We start from the raw sequence: 22,578 nt of genomic DNA on the forward strand, positions 1-22,578 counted from the left end.
CTCCGCTAATCTACGCCGCGAGTTGTGCCGAATGTTCTGACGACGGACAGGCGCCGACAAGGCGCTGGCGACGCTGCACGGCGAGCGGCTGATCGACCTTGCGCGCGCCGCGCTCGCCATCCAGTGCGACGCGGTGGCGATCGTCGGTCGCGAGGGCGGCATTCCTGACTGGCCCGCACCCGGCCTCGGCCCGCTCGGCGGTGTGGCGGGTGCGCTGCGTCACGCGCGTGCGCAAGGTCACCATCTCGTGCTGACCTGCGGCGTGGACAGTGTCGGATTGCCCGCTGATCTGGTCGATCAGCTCAGCCTCGCTCCGGCCTATGTCATCAGCCAGCCTGTGATCGGCCTCTGGCCGGCGGAAGCGGTGGTTGCGCTTGGAACGAGGCTCGCCGGCCCCGACAGTCATTCGATGCGCGCCTTCGCCGACGAGATCGGCGCACGCGGCATCGACCTACACCTTCCCCTGGCAAACATAAACACGCGCGGCGATCTTGCAGCGCTGGAACAAGACGATGGGTTATGAACCCCAGACCGATTTCGATCGCTTCGAGCGGTGAGTGCGCGCGACGATCCTAGGGACCTTCGCCAAGCTGTTCGCTTGACCGTTGCTGATGCGGACGTGCGGCGAGAGTCTCCGGTGTAACTCCGGTGAAAGTGATGTCTTTTCGTCGTTTGATTCCGATCTGTTCCGCCTTGTGGAGTTATGCAAACGGCGGCTTTTCGCCGTTTTCACCTATATCGCCTGTGTTGACATCGCAGGGGTCGCAAGTTCAATCCTTGCCACGCCCACCATCATCAGGCCCGCCAACGCATTGCGCTGGCGGGCCTTTTTGATTCCGTTTGCGACGAACAATGCGATGAACCGAGCAGCCTTGTGTGCTGGTCGCGGGTTCTTTCTCCACGAGTGGGAACACAGCAGGAGAGTGACATGAACGAACGTCAGCAGGATCAGACCCCGGGTGGCCAGCAGAACCAGCAGGGCAACCAGAATGTCGATCGCCAGCAGAACCAGCAATATGGCGAACAGCAGGGGCAGCCCGGCCAGGGCGGCGGCCTCGACGGCGAGAGCGGTAGCGAGAGTGGCTTTGAGCCTGAGGACGATGCCGGGGAGCAAGGCGGGCAGGGTGCGATCGACGGCGGTCAGGGTGACGGCACCGATCAGCAGCGCTGAGCGCCATCGTGACGCACGGAAAGGGGTCGCTCGCGCGGCCCCTTTTTTGTCTCTGCTGCGAAACAATTTCCGTGTCATGCGTTGGCGCGGCATGAGAAATTTGTGGTTCATCACCAATCCGCAATCGGGTTCGGCGACGCAGGAAAAATGCGCGGCGCTGGAGGCGGTGTTCGAAGAACGCGGCCTCGCGCTGGCGGGGCGCACCGGCTTCCCGGCGGATTCGATCCCGGACTCCGCGACGCTCGATGCAGCGGGGGTGGATACGGTGGTCCTGTTTGCCGGGGACGGCACGATCAACGCGGCGCTTTGTGCATTGGCGGACTGGTCCGGCGCGTTTCTGATCCTGCCCGGCGGGACGATGAACATGCTGGCCAAGATGCTGCACGGCGACGCGGACCCGGCGACCATTGTCCATGCCGCGCATGGCGAAGCGCGCCGCGTCGCGCTCCCCTATGTTGCTGCGGGGCCGCAGCGCGCCTTTGTCGGCCTGATCATCGGGCCTGCCGCGCATTGGGGCCGCGCGCGCGAAGCGGCACGGGCGGGGCGAATCGCTCGGCTCGCGGGCGCGCTGCGCAATGCCTGGCGGCGGACGTTCGACCGGGGGATCCGCCTGCGCGGCATCGCCGAACTGGATGGGCGCTATCAGGCGATCTTCGTTGCGCCGACGGACGGCGCTCTCCAGGTCAACGCCATCGACGCGCGCGACTGGGGCGCGATTGCGGAACTGGGCTGGAATTGGCTGACCGGCGACTGGGTGGCTGCGCGCGCGGTAACCCAGCGCGAGGCGGCCCAGATCGAACCCTATAGCAGCCGCCCGGTGCTGGCGTTGTTCGACGGCGAGCCTGTGACTTTGGCGCCCGGCACGATCGTGCGCAGCGACGCCACGCGACCGATGTTCCTCGCCACCGCGAAGGCAGCGGCATGACCCGGTTGTTCCATGTCAGCGACATTCACTTCGGCGCGGAGGATCGTGCTGCGCTCGACTGGTTCGCGCACTGCGTCGCGGTCGAACAGCCCGATGCGGTGATCGTCACCGGCGACCTGACCATGCGCGCGCGGCGGCAGGAGTTCGCGGCCGCCCAGGCATGGCTGGAGGCACTGGGGCGGCCGGTCACGGTCGAGGTCGGCAATCACGACCTGCCCTATTTCAACCCCTGGGCGCGCTTCGTGACGCCCTATCGCCGCTATCAGTCGCTGGAGCGGATGATCGAGCGCCCGCTGGAATTGCGCGGCGTGTCAATCGTGCCGCTCAAGACCACCGCCCGCGCGCAGCTGCGGCTGAACTGGTCGAAGGGCCATGTCAGCAGCCGCTCGATCGCGCGTACGCTGGCGCAGCTCGCCCAGACACCTGACGATCACCTCGTGCTGGTTGCTTGCCACCACCCGCTCGTCGAAGCCGGGACGCGCAGCACGTCGCACACGCGTGGCGGTCGCGCAGCGCTGGAGGCGCTGGCGCAGGCCGGAGCGCATGGGGTGCTGACGGGCCATGTCCATGATCCGTTCGACATCACCCACCCGACCGCCACCGGCCCGGTGCGGCTGATCGGCGCGGGGACGCTGTCCGAACGCGTGCGCGACACGCGCCCGTCGTTCAACGAACTCCATGTCGAGGCGGGAAAGCTCGCGACGCAGGTGCGCGAAATGCGCTGAGCGCATGAAAAAGGCCGCCCCCGGAGGGACGGCCTTTCCATGTTCCTGATGTGCGGTTCAGAAGCGGAAGGTCACCGTTCCGCGATAGGTCTGCGCCGACAGGTCCGAACGCAGGAAGGTCGAGTCGGCCGAGACCGACAGGTCGACTGCCCCGGTGCGGAAGGTCAGGCCGCCCGACACTTCGCCCCAGTCCTTGTCCTGGCCATTCAGCGCGAAGGCGACGTTTGCACCGGTGCCGCCGACCAGGTTTGCACCCACGGTGGCCGGACGATCGCCGAACTCATGGACATAGGTCGCGGTCACGAACGGACGCACGCCGGACGACTTGCCCGCCACCGTCAGGCCGGCGCGGCCCTGATAGCTTTCATAGTCGTTGCGATCGATGTCGAGCGCCATCGGCCCGCCCGATTCCTGCGCGCTGCCGAAATCGATCCAGGTGGTACGCCCGGCAATCCGCGGCGCGATTTCGATCGCGTCATTGCCCAGATCGAAGCCGAGGCCCAGTTCGGTCCCGACGATCATCGCATTGTCGCGTGCGCGCAGCGTGTAGTTGGTGCCGAGGAACCCTGCGACGCGCTGCGTGCGGACGGTCAGCGCACCGGCGGTGACCTGACCGTCGAGCGTGACGCCGCCAAAGCTCTTCTTGGCATAGAGCGTCCCCTGGAACGCTTCGCCCTCGGCGCTCTGGCCGCCGAACGACGCGGTGCCGTCGGTGTCGGTATAGGTGAAGGCGAAGCCGATCAGGCTGGTGTCGCCCAGCGACGCTTCGAGGCCCGCGCCGACATACCAGCCATTATAGCTGTCACGCCCGCCCATGCCGCTCATCGCCGCACCATCGCCGTTCAGATAACCGCCCGAGATGAAGCCGCTCATCGTTTCGGGCAGCGCGCCTTCCTCCACCACCGGCGTGGCAGCGTCGCTGCGCACCGGGGCCGCGCCCATGGCGGGCATCAGGTTGAGCGCCGCGACCTGCACCGGACGGCCATAATGCGCCAGCGAGCCGCCAAGATTGGCGGGATCGAGGCCATTGAGGCGGTTGCGGATGAAGGTCGAGTTGGCGTCGGTGGTGGCGATGCCGAGCGTCTGCGCGGTCGTCTCCGACGCCGGTGCCCAGCTGCCGAGCGTGCTGATGATCGTCGCCGCGTTCTGCAGGTCGAGCGGACCATAGAGGCCGTCGAACTTCGCCTGCTGGCTGCGATTCTGGTCGAGCAGGCGTGCCCAGGTCGATCCGATGACGTTCGACGCCGGAACCACGCTGGTGTAGGTGCCGGCGGCGATGTTCAGCACCACCGAATTGGTCGAATAGGTCAGGGTCGGGCGCAGGATTGCGCTGATCGCTGCCGGGGTGTTGAACGTGCCGACGACTCCGCCTGCTGCGGTCAGGATCGTGTAGCTGTTGCCGGCGCGCAGGGTTGCCGCCGAGTAGCTGATCTGGAGATTGCCGCCGAGATTGGCCTGGTTGGCCGCACCATTGACGACGATGCGATCCGAAACGCCGGTCGCGCCGAGATCGACGAGATAGCCCGAGCCGGACGACAGCACGAGCCCGCCGTTGAAGGTCAGCGTGCCGGTGGTGCCGATCGTGCCCGGTGCAAAGCTGCCCAGCACGCTGGTGGTGAAGGGCGCATTGACCGTGCCGGACCCGGTGAGCAGGCCCGACAGCAGCAGATAATCGCCCGACGACGCCAGCGTGCCATTGTTGAGGATCGTACCGGTGTTCTGGCGGATCTCCATCAGGCTGGTGAGCGATGCGCCGCTCGCGATGGTGAGCTGCGACGTCGCGCCCATGATGCTGAAGCGATCGACCGTGACGGTCGAGTTCAGCGTGATCACGCCGGTGTTGCGCAGCGTCACGTCATAATAGCGACCGATTTCGCCGGTGGTGCGGACACCATCGACATTGTTCGGGACGAACCCGGTCGCTCCGGGCAGACCATTGGCCAGCGTCGGAGCGGGGCGGACGGTGTCCGAATAGCCGGGGATCGCCTGCGGCACGCTCGGGTCCGCCGCCGTGTCGGGCGCGCTGCCTATATTTGCCACCTCAGGCGAGCTGGTCTCGCTGGCGGCTGGCGTGACGTTGGGCACATTGTTGCGGAAGGTGCCCGTGGCGAGGTCATAGCATTCGTTGACTGCAGGGTTGGCCGAATTGCTCGGCGACTGGAAGCACAGCTCGCCGAACTCAGGGCCGTTGCCCGAATTCGCGCCGCCCAGATTGGTGGGCAGCCCGTTGACCAGCTGGCCCCCGGTGATGATGCGATAGGCCGGATCGAGCTCGGTCACCCAGGCCGCGCCGTCCTCCCAGTTGCGGTTGCCTGCAACTGCGGTGACGTAGCGATAGGGGTTGTTGGCGACGATCCAGTCCCAGTAGAGGAAGAGCGGCTGATAGAAGCTCTGCGTGCCATAGCTGCCGCCGACCTGACCGCCGAAGAAGGTCGACCCGCCCGAGAGCACACCGATCACGACCGGGGTCTGGAAGGCGCGGTCGAGGATCAGCGGGCCGCCCGAATCGCCCGGACCGGTCAGACCTTCACGCGTCAATGCGTTGTCGCGGAAGCCGTTAAAGTCGCGCGGATTGGCGGTCGCCGTGCCGCGCGCGGGATCGTCGAAGTCGAGGAAGTAGAGCTGCTGCGGACGCGAGGGCGAACCGGCACTTCCGAACAGGAACTCGTTGCGGGTGTTCAGCGAGACGAGCGCGCCCAGCATGTTCTCGGCCGCGCGGCGGCGGAAATTGCCGTTGGTCGATGCGCCGGTGGTGCCGGTACCGAAGCTGCCATAACCGCCGATATTGACATGATAGCCGGTACCGTTCGCCGGATCGATCGAACCCGGGGTGGGGAGCGGCGAGAACAACAGCGCCCAGGTCGGAACGCCGGCCGCCGGCGTGTCCAGCACCGCGGTCGCGATGTCCGCTTCGAGGAAGCACGATGTCGGCGCGGTGCACGATGCAGCCGCGCGCGAGGCGGGGTTATAGAAGACCTGGTTGATGTTGTAGAAATGCTGGACGGTATTGCTCTGGAAGCGACCGGCGCCGCCGGTGCCGCCAAGCAGCCAGCGCACCAGTTCGTCGACCTGGCCTGCGGCATTGGCGCGGGTGTTGGTTTCAAAACCGACGCCGATGCCGGTGCCGCCCGAATTTGCGCCATAGGCGGTCGCTGCGCGGGTGTTCACGCAGTGCGCGGCGAAGATGATCGTGCGCGGGTTGATCAGCGTGCCGGTGCACAGACCGACGCTGCCACCGCCGGCATCGGTGATGACCTGACCGATGCCGGTGATGTTGGTCGGGTCATAGGCCTGGACCGGGGTGAAGCCGTTGTTGATCGTGATGTCGGGCGTCTCGACGACATCGTCGGGCGAGACAAAACCGTTGCCGGTCGGGGTCGCCACGACCTCATCCGGATCGGTGTGCGGCGTTTCGATCGAACCGGTCGGCGCGCCGCTATGTGGGGTCAGCGTGCTGGTCGTGATGTCGAGCGGCGGCTCGTCATTCGCCAGCGCGGGCGCCGCGATCGTGCACAGGCCAAGACCCGCAGCGGAAAGCAGCAGCGAGGCGCGCGAAATGCGTGCAAAGTTCATGATATCCCCCAAAAAATCGCGTGCTGCCAGATCGCGCACGGTAATGGGGGCAGAGGCTATTGCACTTTTGTGGCGCGTCAAGACCCATGCGCGGGCCGCCGCGCGTTGCGGGAGATACGATGCAACGGGGCAACACCCGGCTCAAATGAAAAGGGCGGCCCATGCGGACCGCCCCTTTTGCACGTCGAAGATCGGACCCAAAGGTCGATCAGCGCTTCGAGAACTGGAAGCTGCGGCGGGCCTTCGCCTTGCCGTACTTCTTGCGCTCGACGGCGCGCGGGTCGCGGGTCAGGAACCCGGCGGCCTTCACCGGCGCGCGCAGCACCGGCTCATATTTGGTCAGCGCCTGGGCGATGCCATGCTTGACCGCGCCAGCCTGGCCCGAGAGACCGCCGCCCTTCACGGTGCAGACGACGTCATACTGGCCGTCACGCTCGGCAACGCCGAACGGCTGGTTGATGACGAGACGCAGCGTCGGACGCGCGAAATAGATTTCCTGATCGCGACCGTTGATCGTGATCTTGCCCGAACCCGGCTTCAGCCACACGCGGGCAACGGCGTCCTTACGACGGCCGGTCGCATAGGCGCGGCCGAGCTTGTCGATTTCCTGCTGGCGCAGCGGGGTGGTCGAAACCGCGGGGGTCGCGACACCGGCTTCGGTAGCTTCGGAAACAGGTGCGCCGTCAGCGATCGCACCCAGATCGGAAAGGGACTGGCGATTGTCGGACATTATGCGCCCACCTTGTTCTTGCGGCTCATGCCGGCGATGTCGAGGACCTGCGGGTTCTGCGCTTCGTGCGGATGCTCGGCGCCCTTGTAGATGCGCAGGTTGCGCATCTGCTGACGACCCAGCGGGCCGCGCGGGATCATGCGCTCAACCGCCTTTTCCAGAACGCGCTCGGGGAAACGACCCTCGAGCACCTTCTGCGCGGTGATTTCCTTGATGCCGCCCGCATAGCCGGTGTGCTTGTAGTACACCTTGTCCGCCAGCTTCTTGCCGGTGAAACGGACCTTGTCGGCGTTGATGACGATGACATTGTCACCGCAATCGACGTGCGGGGTGAAGCTCGTCTTGTGCTTGCCGCGCAGGACGTTGGCGATGACGACCGCAGCGCGGCCGACGACCAGACCTTCGGCGTCGACGATATGCCACTTCTTTTCCACCTCGGCCGGCTTTACCGACTTGGTGGTCTTCATGAGCGCCTTCATGGGGCCAGACCTCTTGGGTTTAAATGAATGACGCCGCCCCTTGCCAAATGGCGCAGGACGGCGCGAACGGCGGCCAATTGACGAAATGGGAGTCGAAAGTCAAGCAAATGGCGGGATTGCTGACGGGTATCTGAATACCTTATCGCATAAGCTTGGTCACGGTCATCCGTTCGGACTGCAGGCTGCCGTCCGGTGCCAGGGTTTCCACCTGCTCACGGCTCTCGACCACCAGCCCCGTGTGCGGATCGATCCGGCGCAGCGTTTCCAGCGTGATCGTCGCGCTTGCCTTGCCCTCGGCGGTGGTGACCGCGACCGAGCCGGTGGCGCTGACCGAGATTTCGATACCGTCGGGGCGGACCCGTATCGCACGCAGGCCGTCCAGCTCGGTCTGGCCGTACATCGAGGTGGCGGGCACGCGGACGGCGCGCGGCGGGGCGGGCGTCGCCGCTTGGGCGACCAGTTCGGGCGCGATCAGCGGCGTGACGAGCGAGGCGATCATCCGACGCTGAGCCGCCTCGGGCTGCGCAGCAAGCGCGGCGACGATCGCGCGGACCCGCGCGGCGCGCTGTTGCGTCGCTGGATCGGTGCCGGTGGGTGCCATTGCCCCCATGCCGTCGATGACCGCGCGCCAGATCGTCGCAAGATCCTCCACCGCGGTTACCGCACCGGTGCGGTCGAGCTGCAGCACCACCGTGCGCCCGGCCAGCCGCGCAAATCCGGCACGCATCAGCCCCGCCGGGTCGCTCTCGACCTCGCCGGAAGCCGCCGCATCCAGCGTGATCGCCACGCGATAGCCGTCGGGCGCTGCACTGAACCGGATCGTTCGCCGCGCAACGAAGCGACGCGTCGTCGGCCCCTCGCTGCGTACCGTTTCGGTGGTCATCGTCAGCGTCCGGTTAAGCGGCGGCGCGAACACCGGTGCCGCTTGCGCCGCCAGCAGTACGGCGGCGGCGGCGATCACCGGGTTTCCGCCCGCACCCAGTCGATCACCGCATCACCCGCAGCAGCCGGCCAGATTTCGATCACCGGGAGGTCGTAGCTGTGACGTGCGGCGATGGCATCGGCCAGTTCGCGCGCCAGTTCTGGCGTGGTCTTGAACAGCGCGCGATGCTCTTCACCGCGTTCGACCGCACCCTGCCAGCGATAGATGGAGGTGCAGGGGCCGAGCAGATTGACGCAGGCGGCGAGTCGCGCCGCGACCATCGCCGCGCCGATCCGTTCCGCCTCCGCCGCATCGGCAAAGGTCGCATGGACCAGCGCGATGTCGCTCATCCGCGATAGGCGCGCACGCGCCGGCCGGTAACATGGATGCCCCAGGCGGTGGCGATCACCAGCAGCGCGCCCACAAACTGGTGCAGCACGCCCAAGGTGATGTCGACGCCGCTCATCACCGTCGCGATGCCCAGCAGGATCTGCACCCCGAACGCGCTGTGGATCGCGACCGACGCGCTGCGGCTTCCGGCGGCACGGGCGCGGCGGGCGAGCAGGATCAGCGCGGCGACCGCGACCCAGGCCCACCAGCGGTGTATCCAGTGGATCATCGCCGGATCATTGACCGCCGCGTCGAGCAGGGGGCGGACGCTGAGCACTTCGGACGGGAAGAACTTGCCGTTCATGAGCGGCCATTCATTGGTGACCAGCCCTGCATTGAGCCCCGCGGTGAACGCGCCGTACAACAGCTGGATGAACAGGATCACCGCAACGCCCAAGCCGAAGCCATTGAGCTTCGCCGGACGATAGCCCGGATCGCGCGCGATCTGGCGCAGGTCGAGGATCGTCCAGGTCAGCGCGGCGAGGATGAACAGCGCGAGCAGCAGATGCGCGGCCAGGCGGAAATGGCTGACATCGGTCCGCTCGGCGAGGCCAGAGCTGACCATCCACCATCCGATCACGCCCTGCAACCCGCCCAGCACCAGCAGGCCGGTCAGTCGCCAGCCATAGCCCTGCGGGATCGCTCGCTTCCACGCGAACCACAGCAGTGGCGCGGCAAAGGCAAAGCCGATCACCCGGGCCAGCAGGCGATGAATATATTCCCAGAAATAGATGAATTTGAACGCCGCCAGGCTCATCCCCTGGTTGATCTGCTGATATTCGGGGATCTGCTGGTATTTCTCGAATTCCGACAGCCACGCCGCCTCGCTGAGCGGGGGCAGGATGCCCGACACGACCTTCCATTCGGTGATCGACAGGCCCGATTCGGTCAGGCGCGTGATCCCGCCGACGACGACGATGAGGACGATGAGCGTGGCGACGACCGTCAGCCAGTTGGCGATGGCGCGCGGGCGGATGGGATGGCGGAACTCTGACACGGGCGCAATCTATGCGCCGATGACCATAAATGCCAGACTCTGTCACGCATGTGATGTTGTAACTTTTCCGATCGCGCTTTATATCGCGCGCATGCATCCGGCACTCAGCCCCCGATTCTGGGAACAGGTCGACCTGCGCTTCGATCGCGTCGCGATCGGGCTGTCGAGCCTGTGTCTGGCGCATTGCCTGGCGACGACGGTGCTGCTCGCGCTCGCCTCGGCGGCAGGGTCGCTGATGCACCCGCTGATTCATGAGGTCGGGCTGGTGCTCGCCATCCTGTTCGGCATTGCCGCGCTGGGCCGGGGCATAGTGAAGCATGGCTATATGATGCCGGCGGCGGTCGGGGCGTTTGGTCTTGGCATCATGACCGGCGCGCTGACGCTGGAACATGGCGGACCGGAGATCGTGTGGACCGTGGTCGGCGTTGCGATCCTGGCGCTCGGCCACGACCTCAATCGCCGGGCGACCTACTGATTACCATTCAGGTCGCCGGACATGGCACCAATCGGGCGTGATCAATCGGATCGTCAAAAAAGTTCGGAACTTTGGTGCGGCGCCACCCCAAGCGTCCGACCTCTACTTCGAAGAGAATGCAATCTCTGCCCGGCACGCGATAGGGATCGAGATGGGCGCGCAGTTCGCCGCTCACTTTTGCGTGAAATTCCCGGGATTCGGGTTCAAGCCGTAGATCGGCATATCGCCTCGTCACACCCGTGACGGTTGCGGGGATCGTCGATGTGGTTGTCGTGGCTGAATGGAATGCAAACAGCTCCACACCGAGGCGCAGATAGTAAGTACCACAAATCGCGAGCAATATGGGCAGCCCGATCACCAGCGCGTAAGCTTGTCGCTTCGGCTGTTGTTCTAGATAGGCGTTCAGCCGAATAACCACGGCAGAGCCGATCGCCACGCCAATCGCGGCCACCACTGCGGTCCATCCAAAGGGTATTTGATCGATTAGCGTGCCGCGGTGGAGTAGCGGCGGCGTCAGAAGCGTCAACGCGCCAATACCGATCATCCACCGCGCCTTCGTCGAAAACGGCGAAGACAACTCGACTTCAGCTGGCTGGTGCATCGCCGAATGGTGGCGGTCGATGCATGCGCAATCAAGAACGATCCTTGCTGCGAAACGCGCGCGCGCCTACATTTCCCCCATGCACGCGCACGATCATCATGAGCACCACGGGTCCGACCTGACCGCTGCCGCACGGGCGACGCTGGAAAAGGCGGGTGAGCAGTGGACGACGATGCGCGCATCGATTTTCGAGGTGCTCGCCGGGTTCGACAAGCCGGCCTCCGCCTATGACATCGCCGAGGCGGTGTCGAAGCGGGAGGGGCGGCGGGTCGCAGCGAACAGCGTCTATCGCATTCTCGACCTGTTCGTGTCCTCGAACCTCGCGCGGCGGGTCGAAAGCGCGAATGCCTATGTCGCCAATGCGCATCCCGATTGCCTGCACGACTGCATCTTCCTCGTCTGCGATTCGTGCGGGAACACTACGCATCTCGACGATGATTCGATCACGCGCACGGTGCGCTCGGCGGCCAAGGGTGCCGGCTTTTCGCCCGTGCGCCCGGTGATCGAAGTGCGCGGCAAGTGCGCCGACTGCGACTGAAGCGACCACGTTGAACCCGGTCGAGCTTGCCGCGGCGGCGCTGGGGCTGATCAACGTCGCGCTGGTGGCGCGGCGCAGCCTGTGGAACTACCCGTTCGGCATCGCGATGGTCGCGCTCTACTTCTTCGTGTTCGCCGATGCGAAACTGTACAGCGATGCGCTGCTCCAGATCTTCTTCCTCGTGATCCAGCTCTACGGCTGGTGGAACTGGAGCCGCAGCGACCGGGTCGATGACGGGGTCGCTGTTCGCCGTTTGAACTATCCGGCGCGCGTGGGGTGGATCGTCGGTACCGCGGCGGCCAGCATCGCGTGGGGCATGGCGATGGCGCGCTACACCGATGCCGCCGCGCCCTATGCCGATGCTGCGGTGGCGGGGATGAGCGTCGCCGCGCAAATCCTGCAGTCGCAGCGTCGCGTCGAAAGCTGGGTGCTGTGGATCGCGGTCGATGTGCTCGCGGTCGGGCTGTTCTGGAGCCGGGGGCTCTATCCAACGGCAATCCTGTACGCGATCTTCCTTGGCATGGCGGTGTGGGGCTTGTTCGCGTGGCGGGCAAAGCTTGGGGCGGCGCAGTGAAGCGCGGTTTCCTGCTGGGCAAGTTCATGCCGCCGCATGCGGGACATTTGACGCTGGCGCGCGCCGCGCGCGCGATGGTCGACCGGCTGACGGTGCTGGTGTGCTGGCTGCCCGATGATCCGATCCCGGGCGAAACACGGCTGGCTTGGATGCGCGAGCTGCTGCCCGATTGCGATGTCGTCGGCCATGGTGCGCCGGTGCCGCAGGCGCCCGAGGACAGCCCCGATTTCTGGCCGATCTGGCGCGGCATCGTTCGCGCCGTGCATCCTTATCCGATCGATCTGCTCTTCGCGGGCGAAGCCTATGGCCAGCGGCTGGCTCAAGAGGTCGGCGGACTGTTCGTCCCGCTCGGCGGGCGGATCATGGCGGCCGATCCCGGCGGCATTGGCGGTCTGTCGGGCAGCGCGGTGCGCGCCGATCCCTGGGCGCATGCGGCCCTTCTCCCGGGCCCGGTGCGCGCGCACTACACGCGCACGATCGTGATGCACGGCGTCGAGAGCACCGGAAAGTCGGTCCTGGCCGAGCGGCTCGCGCGCCATTTCGGCAGCGTCTGGGTTCCCGAATATGGCCGCGCGCAGGCCGAAGTGCATGGCGTCGAGATGGACGCGGCCGACCTGACCCTGATCGGCGAAGCGCAGACCGCGATGATCGCCGCGTGGAAGCGCTGGGCGACGCGCTATCTCTTTGTCGATACCGATGCGCTGATGACCGCGGCGTGGGCGCGGATGATGCTCGGCTCCGCGCCTGACGCGCTGCTGACTCATCCCCGCGCGGAGCTGTATCTGCTGTTGGAGCCGGATGTGGCGTGGGTCGATGACGGGACGCGCATCTATGGCGCGGATGCCAGCCGCGCGAAATTCGCCGAGCTCTGCCGCGCGGTCCTCGACGAGACGGGCGTCCACTGGGTCGCGATTCGCGGCGACTGGGACGCGCGCTTCGACGGTGCTGTGGCGGCAATCGAGGCGCTCGATCGCGATTGACGCCGCGTCATCGCCGCGCTCACGCACTGCTCAGTTTTTGCTCATGACCCGCACTGCCCAGCGGTGTCAGCCGTTGGACAGGTTCAATCCAGTGGAGTAAACGCGGTCGAATGTCTGAACTTCCCACGACGCCGTTGCTCGATACGGTCGACACGCCCCACGACCTGCGCAAGCTTGCGCCGTCCCAGCTCCGCCAGCTCGCGGACGAACTGCGCGCCGAAACGATCAGCGCGGTTGGCACTACCGGCGGCCATCTCGGGTCCGGGCTTGGCGTCGTCGAACTCACCGTCGCGATTCACTATGTCTTCAACACACCCGAAGACCGGCTGGTGTGGGACGTCGGGCATCAATGCTATCCGCACAAGATCCTGACCGGGCGGCGGGACCGCATCCGTACCCTGCGCATGGGCGGGGGCCTCAGCGGCTTCACCAAGCGCAGCGAGAGCGAATATGACCCGTTCGGCGCGGCGCACAGCTCGACCTCGATCTCCGCCGCGCTCGGCTTCGCGGTCGCCAACAAGCTGGCCGGCACGCCGGGGCGGGGCATCGCAGTGATCGGCGACGGTGCGATGAGCGCGGGCATGGCCTATGAGGCGATGAACAATGCCGAGCAGGCCGGCAATCGCCTAATCGTCATCCTCAACGACAACGACATGTCGATCGCGCCGCCGGTGGGCGGACTGTCGGCCTATCTCGCCCGCGTCGTGTCCAGCTCCGAATATCTCGGGCTGCGCAACCTGGCCAAGAAGATCACCGGCCGCATCTCCCGCCGCCTGACCAGCGCGGCATCGAAGGCCGAGGAATATGCCCGCGGCATGGCGACCGGGGGCACGCTGTTCGAGGAACTGGGCTTTTACTATGTCGGCCCGATCGACGGTCACAATCTCGACCATCTGATCCCGGTGCTGGAGAATATCCGCGACGCCAAGGAAGGCCCGGTGCTGCTCCATGTCGTGACGCAAAAGGGCAAGGGCTATGCCCCGGCCGAGGCGGCGGCGGACAAATATCACGGCGTCCAGAAGTTCGACGTGATCACCGGCGCGCAGGCCAAGGCGCCTCCCGGACCGCCGGCCTACCAGAATGTGTTCGGCGAGACGCTCGCCAAGCTCGCCGACACCGATCCGCGCATCTGCGCGATCACGGCGGCGATGCCGGGCGGCACCGGCGTCGACAAGTTCGCCAAGGCACACCCGGAACGCAGCTTCGATGTCGGCATCGCCGAACAGCATGCGGTGACCTTCGCCGCGGGCCTCGCCGCACAGGGCATGCGGCCCTTCTGCGCGATCTATTCGACCTTCCTGCAGCGCGCCTACGACCAGGTCGTCCACGACGTCGCGATCCAGAATCTGCCTGTGCGCTTCGCGATCGACCGCGCCGGTCTGGTCGGCGCGGATGGCGCGACCCATGCCGGCAGCTTTGATGTCACCTATCTCGCGTCGCTGCCCAATTTCGTGGTGATGGCCGCGGCCGATGAGGCGGAGCTGGTGCATATGACCAAGACGGCGGCCGAGTATGACGCCGGGCCGATCGCGGTGCGTTATCCGCGCGGCAACGGTGTCGGCGTCGAAATGCCGGCCGAGCCGCAAGTGCTGGAAATCGGCAAGGGCAGGATCGTGCGCGAGGGCAAGTCGATCGCGATCCTGTCGCTCGGCACCCGCCTTGCTGAAGCGCTCAAGGCCGCCGATATGCTGGAAGCCAAGGGGCTGTCGGCCACCGTCGCCGACCTGCGCTTCGCCAAGCCGCTCGACGAAGCGCTGATCCGTCGTCTGCTCACCACCCACGAAGTGGCGGTGACGATCGAGGAGAATGCGGTCGGCGGTCTCGGCGCGCATGTGCTGACGATGGCGAGCGACGAGGGGCTGATCGATGCGGGGCTGAAGCTGCGCACGATGCGCCTGCCTGATCGCTTCCAGGATCAGGACAAGCCGGAACTGCAATATGACGAAGCGGGCCTGAACGCGCCGCACATCGTCGAAACGGTGCTAAAAGCGCTGCGCTGGAACGAAGCGGAGGTCGGCGCAATCGCCTGATCTGGCGATCGGAATCGCACCTTCAGCAGTTGAAAAGGGGCGGCGAAGCAGATGCTTCGCCGCCCCTTTTGCGATTTTTTGTCCGTCCGGCATCCCGCCCTTTCAAGTCGCATGCGCGGAGTCCTGTCGGTCTCTTTACCATGATTTGCCGCAGCCGGCCGCGCAATGCGGCTGAAAGATTCTTAGCGGCGGAAGACCGAAGCAACGTGTCCTTTCTATCATAAGCCCGACGCCATTACGTATTTCTGCGCACTGGCGGGAACATGGGAACCGCCAGGGCAGAAGGCTCAGGCACCGAAATCAAGGGTGGGCACGCACAATGACGAAAAATTTTCTCCTCCTGGCCGTCGCGCCGCTGGCGCTGATCGCGCCGGCGCATGCACGCGATGCCGATCCGGCCGAGCCGGCGGCGCAGCAGGGCGCCGAGCCGAAAAAGGAAGTCTTCTCGACCGGCGTCGCCAAGGGCCGCGACCGTCTCGACCAGGCAACCTCGACCAGCGCGTTGCGCGGCGAGGAGATCGAAAAGCTCGACGCAACCTCGGTCGCACAGGTCGTGCGCAACATCCCCGGCATCCGCGTCGAGGCGTCGGCGGGCGTGGCCAATAACAGCTACACGATCCGCGGCCTTCCGCTCGCGTCGATCGGCTCGAAATATCTGCAGTTCCAGGAAGATGGCCTGCCGATCCTCGAATTCGGCGACTTCTCGTTCCTTGGCGCGGACATGTTCCTGCGCGTGGATTCGAACCTGAAGGCGGTCGAGGCGATCCGTGGCGGGTCGTCCTCGACCTTCGCGTCGAACGCGCCCGGCGGCGTCATCAACTTCATCACCAAGACGGGCGAGGAAGAGGGCGGCGCGATCTCGGCGACCACCGGTATCGGCGAAGAACTTTATCGCGTCGATTTCGATTATGGTGGCCGCGTCAGCGAGACGCTGCGCTATCAGGTCGGCGGCTTTTATCGCGAGGGCGAAGGTGCGCGCGCGACCGGCTATTCGGCCCATCGCGGCGGCCAGTTCAAGGCCAATATCACCAAGGAACTGCCCAACGGCTATATCCGCCTGCACGGCAAGTATCTGGACGACCGCACCCCGGCCTATTATTTCTCGCCGCTGCGCGTGACCGGCACCAACGATAAGCCGGTCTATACGAATGTCGCGAATTTCGACATTCGCCACGACACGATGCTGTCGGCCAACATCCCGACGCAGGTGACGCGCGACGGCTCCAACCAGGTGCGCAGCTTCGACATGCGCGACGGGGTGAACCCGGTGGTGAAAGCCGTCGGTCTGGAAGCCCAGGTCGATGTCGCCGGCTGGACGATTACCGAGCGCTTCCGCTTCTCCGACATTTCGGGCCAGATGCTGCAGAACTTCCCGCTTACGATTGCGCCCGCGGCTGGCCTTGCCCCGTCGCTCGGCGGTCCGGGTGCGACGCTCAGCTATGCCACCGGCCCCAATGCCGGTCAGGCGATCAACCCGCTGACGGTCAACGGCAATGGTCTGCTCGCGGCGTCGCTGCTCATGAACATTCAGGTCAACAGCCTCGACAATATGACCAACGACATCCGCGCCAGCCGCGTATGGGATGTCGCAGGCGGCAAGCTGACCTTCACCGCCGGCTTCTACAAGTCGCGTCAGTCGGTCAACACCGACTGGCTGTTCACCTCCGTGATCAGCGATGTACATGGTGAGGGCGCAGCGTCGCTCGTCAACATCCGCACCGCGGGCGGAATCCCGCAGACCGACAATGGCGTGTTTGCCTATAGCGCCGCGCTCGTCACCACCGGCTATCGCCGCAAATTCGATGTCGAGTTCGACACCAACGCGCCGTACGGCTCGGTCAACTTCCACATCGGCAAGGTCGCGATCGGCGGCAGCATCCGCTTCAATAGCGGCAAGGCCCAAGGTTCGATCTATGGCGGCGAGCTGGGCGGCGGGCGTACCCCGATCGTGCCGTTCGACATCAATGGCGACGGCATCATCACCCCGGCGGAAACGCGGGCGGGCTTCCTTCCGCTGGCCGCGCCGGCTCCGGTCGATTTCGACTATGATTATGTCAGCTACACGGCGGGCGCGAACTATCGTGTTGCCGAAGAAATGGCCGTTTTCGCGCGCTACAGCCGCGGTGGCCGCGGCGCGGCGACCGGTCCGCTGTTCACCCCGGCCTACAACCCGGTCAGCGGCGGGCTGTTCGATCAGGCCGATGGCTATGACCTGGTCAAGCAGGCTGAAGGCGGCGTTAAGTTCCGCAAGTCGAACCTGACCCTGAACCTCACTGGGTTCTGGGCCAGCACCGACGAGCGCAACATGCAGATCAACACCGATGCCAGCGGCGCCACCCAGGTTCAGCGCATCTATCGCACCTATGAGGCCTATGGTCTCGAGTTCGAGGGTGGCTATCAATATGGACCGTTCAGCGTCACGGCGGGCGCGACCTGGACCAAGGCGGAAATCGCCAAGGACCAGTTCAATCCGGCAGCTGTCGGCAACACGCCGCGCCACCAGCCGGACCTGATCTATCAGACCACCGCGCAATATGAGGACAAGCGCTTCACCGTCGGTGCCAATATCGTCGGCACCACTGGCAGCTTCGCGCAGGACACCAACCAGCTCCGCCTGCCGGGCTATACGCTGGTCAACGGTTTTGTGCAGGTGCGGGTGACCGACAATGTCCAGCTGAGCGTGACCGCGAACAACCTGTTCGACACGCTCGCGCTGACCGACGTCAACCAGGCGGCGATCCCGGCAACCGGCATCGTCACCGCGCGCGCGCTCAACGGGCGCACGGTGGCCGGCTCGATCCGCTTCTCCTTCTGACGCAATCGGTGCCGGGGCGTGCGCGTCCCGGCACCTCCCCGTTTACCCGTTCATTGCACCGGAAGCACATTCATGCTGCAATCCCTGAAGATCCCACGAAAGCTGGGCCTCTCCTTCCTGCTCATCTGTGCCTCCGCTGCGGTAATGATGGCGGTGTTCTTCTCGAACATCTCGATGATCCGGTCGGTCACCGACGCCAACAGCGCTGCGCAGAGCCGCTATGCCAAGGCGCTCGCGCTCGAAACCGCGCTGCTGCGGCAGAACAGTCAGATGCGCGGCTATCTTGTCACCGGGGACAAGACCTATCTCAAATCCTATGAGGAAGGGCGCGTCGATTACGACAAGGCATCGGCCGAGCTTGAGGCGGAACTGACCGACCCCAAGCTGGTCGAAGCGGTCAAGACCTCGCGCAAGGAAACGCTCGACTGGCGCGCCAAATGGGGCGACCGGCTGATCAAGCGCGTCGATGGCGGCGATCTCGCCGGCGCGCAGGCCGAGGTTCAGGCGGCGGGCAAGGCGGTGCTGGTCAGCGCTGCGGTCACGCCGCTGCGCGACGTGCGCGATGCCGAACTCGCCACGATCGAGGAAGGATCGGCGACACAGGAAAAGGCGATGGACACCGCAACGACGGTGCTGATCGTCGGCGGCATCGCACTGATCGGCCTTGCGATCGGGCTCGCCTGGCTGCTGAGCCGCGCGATTGCCACGCCGATTTCGGCGTTGACCGGCACGATGAGCACGCTCGCCTCGGGCCGCAACGACGTCGATGTCGATGGAGCGGATCGCGCCGATGAACTCGGCGACATGGCCCGCGCGGTGCTCGTCTTCCGTGACGCCGCCATCGCCAAGCAGGCGACCGACGCGGCGGCGGCCAAGGCCGAAGCCGAGCAGAAGATGGTGGTCGAGGTCGTCTCGGCGCAGCTGTCCGAACTTGCCGACGGAAATCTGACCGCGCAGATCGATGCCGACTTCCCCGCCGATTATGCCGCGGTGAAGGCCAATTTCAACGCCGCTGTTACCAGCCTGCGCGGCCTGATCGCGTCGGTGCTGGAGGCGACCTCGTCGATCCATTCCGGTTCGGGCCGGATCGCCGAAGCATCCGAGGATCTCGCACGCCGGACCGAGGCGAATGCCGCGAGCCTTGAGGAAACCTCCGCCGCGATCGTCCAGATGGACCAGCGGCTCAAGACCACCGCCGCCGCCGCGGGTCAGACGGTCGAGCGCGCCAATGGCGCAATCGGCACCGTCGCCAATGGCCGCTCGGTCGCAGAGGGGGCAGTCGCGGCAATGGGCCGCGTGGCCGACAGCGCCAAGGGTATCGACAGCGTGATCGAGGGGCTCGACAAGATCGCGTTCCAGACGCGCGTGCTCGCGATGAATGCTGCGGTCGAAGCGGGTCGCGCCGGTGAGGCAGGTCGCGGCTTCGCGGTCGTCGCCGATCTCGTCTCCGCGCTTGCCATGCGCGCCGAGGAAGAGGCCGGGCGTGCGCGCGACCAGCTCACCGCGACCCAGACGGACATCGTCGCCGCGGTCGAGATGGTGCAGAAGGTCGACAGCGCGCTGGTCGATATCTCGACCGATGTGAACGAGGTTCACTCGCTGCTCGACAAGATTGCGCAGGACAATCACGCCCAGTCCTTCGCGATCACGGAGGTCAGCTCCGCGATCAGCACGATGGATCAGACCACGCGGCAGACCAGCGCAATGGTCGAGCAAAGCTCCACCGCCGCGCGCGAACTGGCCAATGAGGTCAGCCATCTGGCGGATCAGGCCGGACAGTTCACGGTCGAAGGCGGCGGCCGCAGTCCGGTCCATGCGATGCACAATCGCCTGGAACGGACGATGGCGGGCAGCATCCGGGACGTGGCGTGACAGGATCGGGCCGTGGTGTCGTCCGCGGCCCGACGGGTGAAATGCGTAGCATCGCGGTCGCGCGGTGGGGGGACGTTGAATGAACATGATGACGCGCGTTGGTTCCCAGGGGGAGCTGCGCCGCCAATCTCGGGTCATCCGCGCCCTCGGGTCCGATTTCGTTGCGTCGGTGCTGGAGGCGGGCGATCGCCAGCTGCACCGCGCGCCGCAGACCGCCGCCCTGATCGAAGGTTGGCCCGACGATCCGTCGGCAGCGGCGCTGGCGATGCGCTTCAACGCAGCGCTGCACGCACTGGCACGGCGCGGCGATGTCGCGGATCTGAGCGCGCTCTATCAGCGCGAGCATGACGATTTCGACCGGGCGATCGGCACCGCACTGGCCACCCATGACCGGTTCATCGTCGGCTGGATGCACGCGCCGACCCAGACCAACGAAGTGGCGCGCGCCGCCGGCTTTGCGGCGGCATTGATGGCATTGCGGGTGCGTACCGACATGCCAGTGGAACTGCTGGAAATCGGGTCGAGCTGCGGCCTCAACCTCAACCTTGCCCGCTATCGCTACGAATTGGGCGCGGTAGTGGCGGGCGATCCCGACTCGCCGGTGCGGATCGCGCCCGAATGGCGCGGCATGACACCGGTCGCGGCACCGATCGAGGTCGTGCAGGCGCGCGGCGTCGATCTCAACCCGCTCTGCGCCAATGACCGGCGCGCGCGCGAGCGGCTCTTGTCCTTCGTCTGGGCAGACCAGCCACGACGCATCGAGCGACTCAAGGCCGCGCTGCGGCTGGCGCGGACGCATCCGCCGGCGCTGACCCGCGCCGATGCAACGCTGTGGCTGCCCGATCAGCTCGCCGAACCGCAGGCCGACGGCGTGTGCCGCGTCGTGTTTCATTCGATGGTGATCCAATATCTCGACCGCACGGCTCGGGCCGCGTTGGTCGATGCGATCCATGCTGCAGGTGCCCGCGCGACGGCGACGCGCCCGCTGACCTGGCTCAGCCTCGAATGGACGCCGGGGCGCGAGCGGGTCGAACTCGCGCTGACCTGCTGGCCGGATGGGGTGCGCCGCGTGCTCGCCACCTGCCATCCCTATGGCGAATGGTTCGACTGGCACGGTTGAAGCGCGCCGAGATTCCGCGCAGCATCTCCTCTTGCGCAGCACGCGGTTTCGCGTTTAGGTAGCGCTAACATAAGCGCGGACGCACCGCGTCAGGGAGAGGGAGAAGCGCGTTGAGCCAATCACCGTCCACGCAGGCCAATACCGGCCTCGTCTTCGCCATCGTCGCGGTCGCGACGATCGGCGGCTTGCTATTCGGCTATGACAGCGGTGCCGTGAACGGCACGCAGGACGGGCTCAAATCGGCCTTCACGCTCAACGATACGACGCTGGGCTTTACCGTCGGCTCGCTGCTGATCGGGTGCTTCATCGGCGCGTTCTTCGCCGGGACGCTGGCTGACAAGATGGGGCGCCGCAACGTGATGCGGCTCGCGGCGGTGCTGTTCCTCGTCGGTGCGCTCGTGCAGGGGTTTGCGCATGACCAGACGATTTTCGTCATCGCCCGCATTGTCGGCGGCATGGCAGTGGGCGCAGCATCGGTGTTGTCGCCTGCTTATATCTCCGAAGTCGCTCCGGCGAATATTCGCGGCCGGATGACGACGGTGCAGCAGGTGATGATCATCACCGGCCTGACCGCGGCTTTCGTTGTGAACTATTATCTCGCCCAGGCGGCGGGGTCGTCGCTCGCGCTGTTCTGGGCAGATATCGAAGCGTGGCGCTGGATGTACCTGATGCAGGCGTTGCCCGCCGCGGTGTTCCTGATCGCGCTGTTCTTCATCCCCGAAAGCCCGCGTTACCTCGTCGCCAAGGGCCGCGATGCCGAGGCGCTGACCGTGCTGACCAACCTGTTCGGTGCCGAAGCCGGCACCGCCAAGCTGGGCGAGATCAAGGCGAGCTTCTCGAACGATCACAATCCGCGCCTCAGCGACATCCTGTCGAAGGGCACGGGCGGTTTCCTCGGCATCCGCAGCATCGTGTGGGTCGGCATCATGCTGGCGGTGTTCCAGCAGCTCGTCGGCATCAACGTCATCTTCTATTACGGCGCGACGCTGTGGCAGTTGGCCGGCTTTACCGAGCAGGATTCGCTGATGATCAACATCGTCTCTGGCGGTGTGTCGATCGCGGCGTGTTTCATCACCATCGCGGTGATCGACAAGATCGGGCGCAAGCCGCTGCTGCTGATCGGTTCGGCCGGCATGGCGGTGACGCTGTTCGTGATGGTGTACGCGTTCAGCCAGGGTTCGCTCGATGCCAGCGGCAAGCTGGCGCTGTCGTCGGAACTGGGCATGATCGCGGTGGTCGCGGCCAATCTCTACGTGATCTTCTTCAACGTCAGCTGGGGCCCGGTGATGTGGGTGATGCTGGGCGAGATGTTCCCGAACCAGATCCGCGGATCGGCGCTGGCAGTGGCGGGCTTCTTTCAGTGGTTCGCCAACTATCTCATCGCCCAGACTTTCCCGACGATGGCGACGTGGAGCCTGGCGGGGGCTTATACTTTCTACGCGGTGTGTGCGGTGATCAGCTTCTTCCTGGTCCAGCGCTTCATCAAGGAAACCAAGGGCCGCGAGCTCGAGGACATGGAAGGCTGATCGGGCCGACCATCAAAAGGGGGCAGGGGCGGGAGGCAACTCCCGCCCCTTCTTTTTTGGCTTGGCGGTGGCGGTGGCGTCCAAAAATCCTCCCCCGCAAGGGGGAGGTGGCACGCGCAGCGTGACGGAGGGGGA

Annotated in this window: 20 protein-coding genes; 13 read left to right on the forward strand and 7 right to left on the reverse strand. The window is 65.7% G+C overall.

All coding sequences use genetic code 11. From position 1 onward, the window contains the following. Positions 1-91: 91 nt before the first annotated feature. The 4 genes from mobA (at position 92) to AX681_RS18440 (ending at position 2,821) form a co-directional block, all read left to right on the forward strand. The gene (gene mobA / locus AX681_RS23750; RefSeq protein WP_443026351.1) at positions 92-523 is read left to right on the forward strand and encodes a molybdenum cofactor guanylyltransferase; all 432 of its coding nucleotides are present in this window, start codon (positions 92-94) and stop codon (positions 521-523) included. 405 nt (positions 524-928) lie between these two features. Next, on the forward strand, positions 929-1,171 hold the full coding sequence (locus AX681_RS22135) for a hypothetical protein (RefSeq protein WP_156442559.1): 243 nt from the start codon (positions 929-931) through the stop codon (positions 1,169-1,171). A gap of 91 nt (positions 1,172-1,262) precedes the next feature. Further along, positions 1,263-2,096, forward strand: a complete 834-nt coding sequence (locus AX681_RS18435; RefSeq protein ID WP_066656314.1) for a diacylglycerol/lipid kinase family protein — start codon at positions 1,263-1,265, stop codon at positions 2,094-2,096. Beyond that, positions 2,093-2,821: a metallophosphoesterase family protein gene (locus tag AX681_RS18440; protein WP_066656295.1), complete on the forward strand. Its 729-nt coding sequence runs from the start codon at positions 2,093-2,095 to the stop codon at positions 2,819-2,821. The genes AX681_RS18435 and AX681_RS18440 overlap by 4 nt, the downstream gene beginning before the upstream one ends. Before the next feature lie 57 nt (positions 2,822-2,878). Here AX681_RS18440 and AX681_RS18445 read toward each other — a convergent pair whose 3' ends face one another. The 6 genes from AX681_RS18445 to AX681_RS18470 form a co-directional block, all read right to left on the reverse strand. Continuing rightward, positions 2,879-6,394 carry an autotransporter outer membrane beta-barrel domain-containing protein gene (locus AX681_RS18445; RefSeq protein WP_156442558.1) on the reverse strand — a complete coding sequence of 1,172 codons (3,516 nt, stop codon included), beginning with the start codon at positions 6,392-6,394 and terminating at the stop codon, positions 2,879-2,881. A 208-nt stretch (positions 6,395-6,602) separates the two neighbouring features. Further along, positions 6,603-7,124, reverse strand: a complete 522-nt coding sequence (gene rpsI / locus AX681_RS18450; protein ID WP_066656290.1) for a 30S ribosomal protein S9 — start codon at positions 7,122-7,124, stop codon at positions 6,603-6,605. Then, positions 7,124-7,603: a 50S ribosomal protein L13 gene (gene rplM, locus AX681_RS18455; RefSeq protein WP_066656288.1), complete on the reverse strand. Its 480-nt coding sequence runs from the start codon at positions 7,601-7,603 to the stop codon at positions 7,124-7,126. Before rplM ends, rpsI begins: the two co-directional genes overlap by 1 nt. 139 nt (positions 7,604-7,742) lie before the next feature. Further along, positions 7,743-8,564, reverse strand: a complete 822-nt coding sequence (locus AX681_RS18460; protein ID WP_066656287.1) for a hypothetical protein — start codon at positions 8,562-8,564, stop codon at positions 7,743-7,745. After that, positions 8,561-8,875 (reverse strand): divalent-cation tolerance protein CutA, encoded by a 315-nt coding sequence (gene cutA / locus AX681_RS18465; protein ID WP_066656285.1) that lies wholly within the window; start codon positions 8,873-8,875, stop codon positions 8,561-8,563. Before cutA ends, AX681_RS18460 begins: the two co-directional genes overlap by 4 nt. Then, positions 8,872-9,912, reverse strand: a complete 1,041-nt coding sequence (locus AX681_RS18470) for a COX15/CtaA family protein (protein WP_231733639.1) — start codon at positions 9,910-9,912, stop codon at positions 8,872-8,874. The genes cutA and AX681_RS18470 overlap by 4 nt, the downstream gene beginning before the upstream one ends. Positions 9,913-10,003: 91 nt before the next feature. Between AX681_RS18470 and AX681_RS18475 the strand changes: the two genes are divergently transcribed. Next, positions 10,004-10,387 (forward strand): MerC domain-containing protein, encoded by a 384-nt coding sequence (locus tag AX681_RS18475; RefSeq protein ID WP_066656279.1) that lies wholly within the window; start codon positions 10,004-10,006, stop codon positions 10,385-10,387. Between the two features lie 7 nt (positions 10,388-10,394). Here AX681_RS18475 and AX681_RS18480 read toward each other — a convergent pair whose 3' ends face one another. Continuing rightward, positions 10,395-10,931, reverse strand: coding sequence for a hypothetical protein (locus AX681_RS18480; protein ID WP_156442557.1), 537 nt, complete (start codon positions 10,929-10,931; stop codon positions 10,395-10,397). A 136-nt stretch (positions 10,932-11,067) separates the two neighbouring features. Between AX681_RS18480 and AX681_RS18485 the strand changes: the two genes are divergently transcribed. The 8 genes from AX681_RS18485 (at position 11,068) to AX681_RS18520 (ending at position 22,443) form a co-directional block, all read left to right on the forward strand. Continuing rightward, positions 11,068-11,526 (forward strand): Fur family transcriptional regulator, encoded by a 459-nt coding sequence (locus AX681_RS18485; protein WP_066656273.1) that lies wholly within the window; start codon positions 11,068-11,070, stop codon positions 11,524-11,526. Between the two features lie 10 nt (positions 11,527-11,536). Continuing rightward, positions 11,537-12,100: a nicotinamide riboside transporter PnuC gene (gene pnuC / locus AX681_RS18490; RefSeq protein ID WP_066656270.1), complete on the forward strand. Its 564-nt coding sequence runs from the start codon at positions 11,537-11,539 to the stop codon at positions 12,098-12,100. Beyond that, a complete protein-coding gene (locus AX681_RS18495; RefSeq protein ID WP_066656311.1) occupies positions 12,097-13,080 on the forward strand; it encodes an AAA family ATPase in 984 nt (327 codons plus the stop codon). The genes pnuC and AX681_RS18495 overlap by 4 nt, the downstream gene beginning before the upstream one ends. Positions 13,081-13,190: 110 nt before the next feature. Next, positions 13,191-15,110 carry a 1-deoxy-D-xylulose-5-phosphate synthase gene (dxs, locus tag AX681_RS18500; RefSeq protein ID WP_066656267.1) on the forward strand — a complete coding sequence of 640 codons (1,920 nt, stop codon included), beginning with the start codon at positions 13,191-13,193 and terminating at the stop codon, positions 15,108-15,110. A 319-nt stretch (positions 15,111-15,429) separates the two neighbouring features. Continuing rightward, positions 15,430-17,925 carry a TonB-dependent receptor domain-containing protein gene (locus AX681_RS18505; RefSeq protein WP_066656265.1) on the forward strand — a complete coding sequence of 832 codons (2,496 nt, stop codon included), beginning with the start codon at positions 15,430-15,432 and terminating at the stop codon, positions 17,923-17,925. Between the two features lie 72 nt (positions 17,926-17,997). Then, positions 17,998-19,797, forward strand: coding sequence for a methyl-accepting chemotaxis protein (locus tag AX681_RS18510; RefSeq protein WP_082737796.1), 1,800 nt, complete (start codon positions 17,998-18,000; stop codon positions 19,795-19,797). A 79-nt stretch (positions 19,798-19,876) separates the two neighbouring features. Continuing rightward, the gene (locus AX681_RS18515) at positions 19,877-20,917 is read left to right on the forward strand and encodes a DUF2332 domain-containing protein (RefSeq protein ID WP_066656264.1); all 1,041 of its coding nucleotides are present in this window, start codon (positions 19,877-19,879) and stop codon (positions 20,915-20,917) included. A gap of 110 nt (positions 20,918-21,027) precedes the next feature. Next, positions 21,028-22,443: a sugar porter family MFS transporter gene (locus AX681_RS18520; protein WP_066656262.1), complete on the forward strand. Its 1,416-nt coding sequence runs from the start codon at positions 21,028-21,030 to the stop codon at positions 22,441-22,443. The last annotated feature ends 135 nt before the right edge of the window (positions 22,444-22,578 follow it).

Source organism: Sphingomonas sp. CCH9-E2 (assembly GCF_001557215.1).
Taxonomy (GTDB): domain Bacteria; phylum Pseudomonadota; class Alphaproteobacteria; order Sphingomonadales; family Sphingomonadaceae; genus Sphingomonas.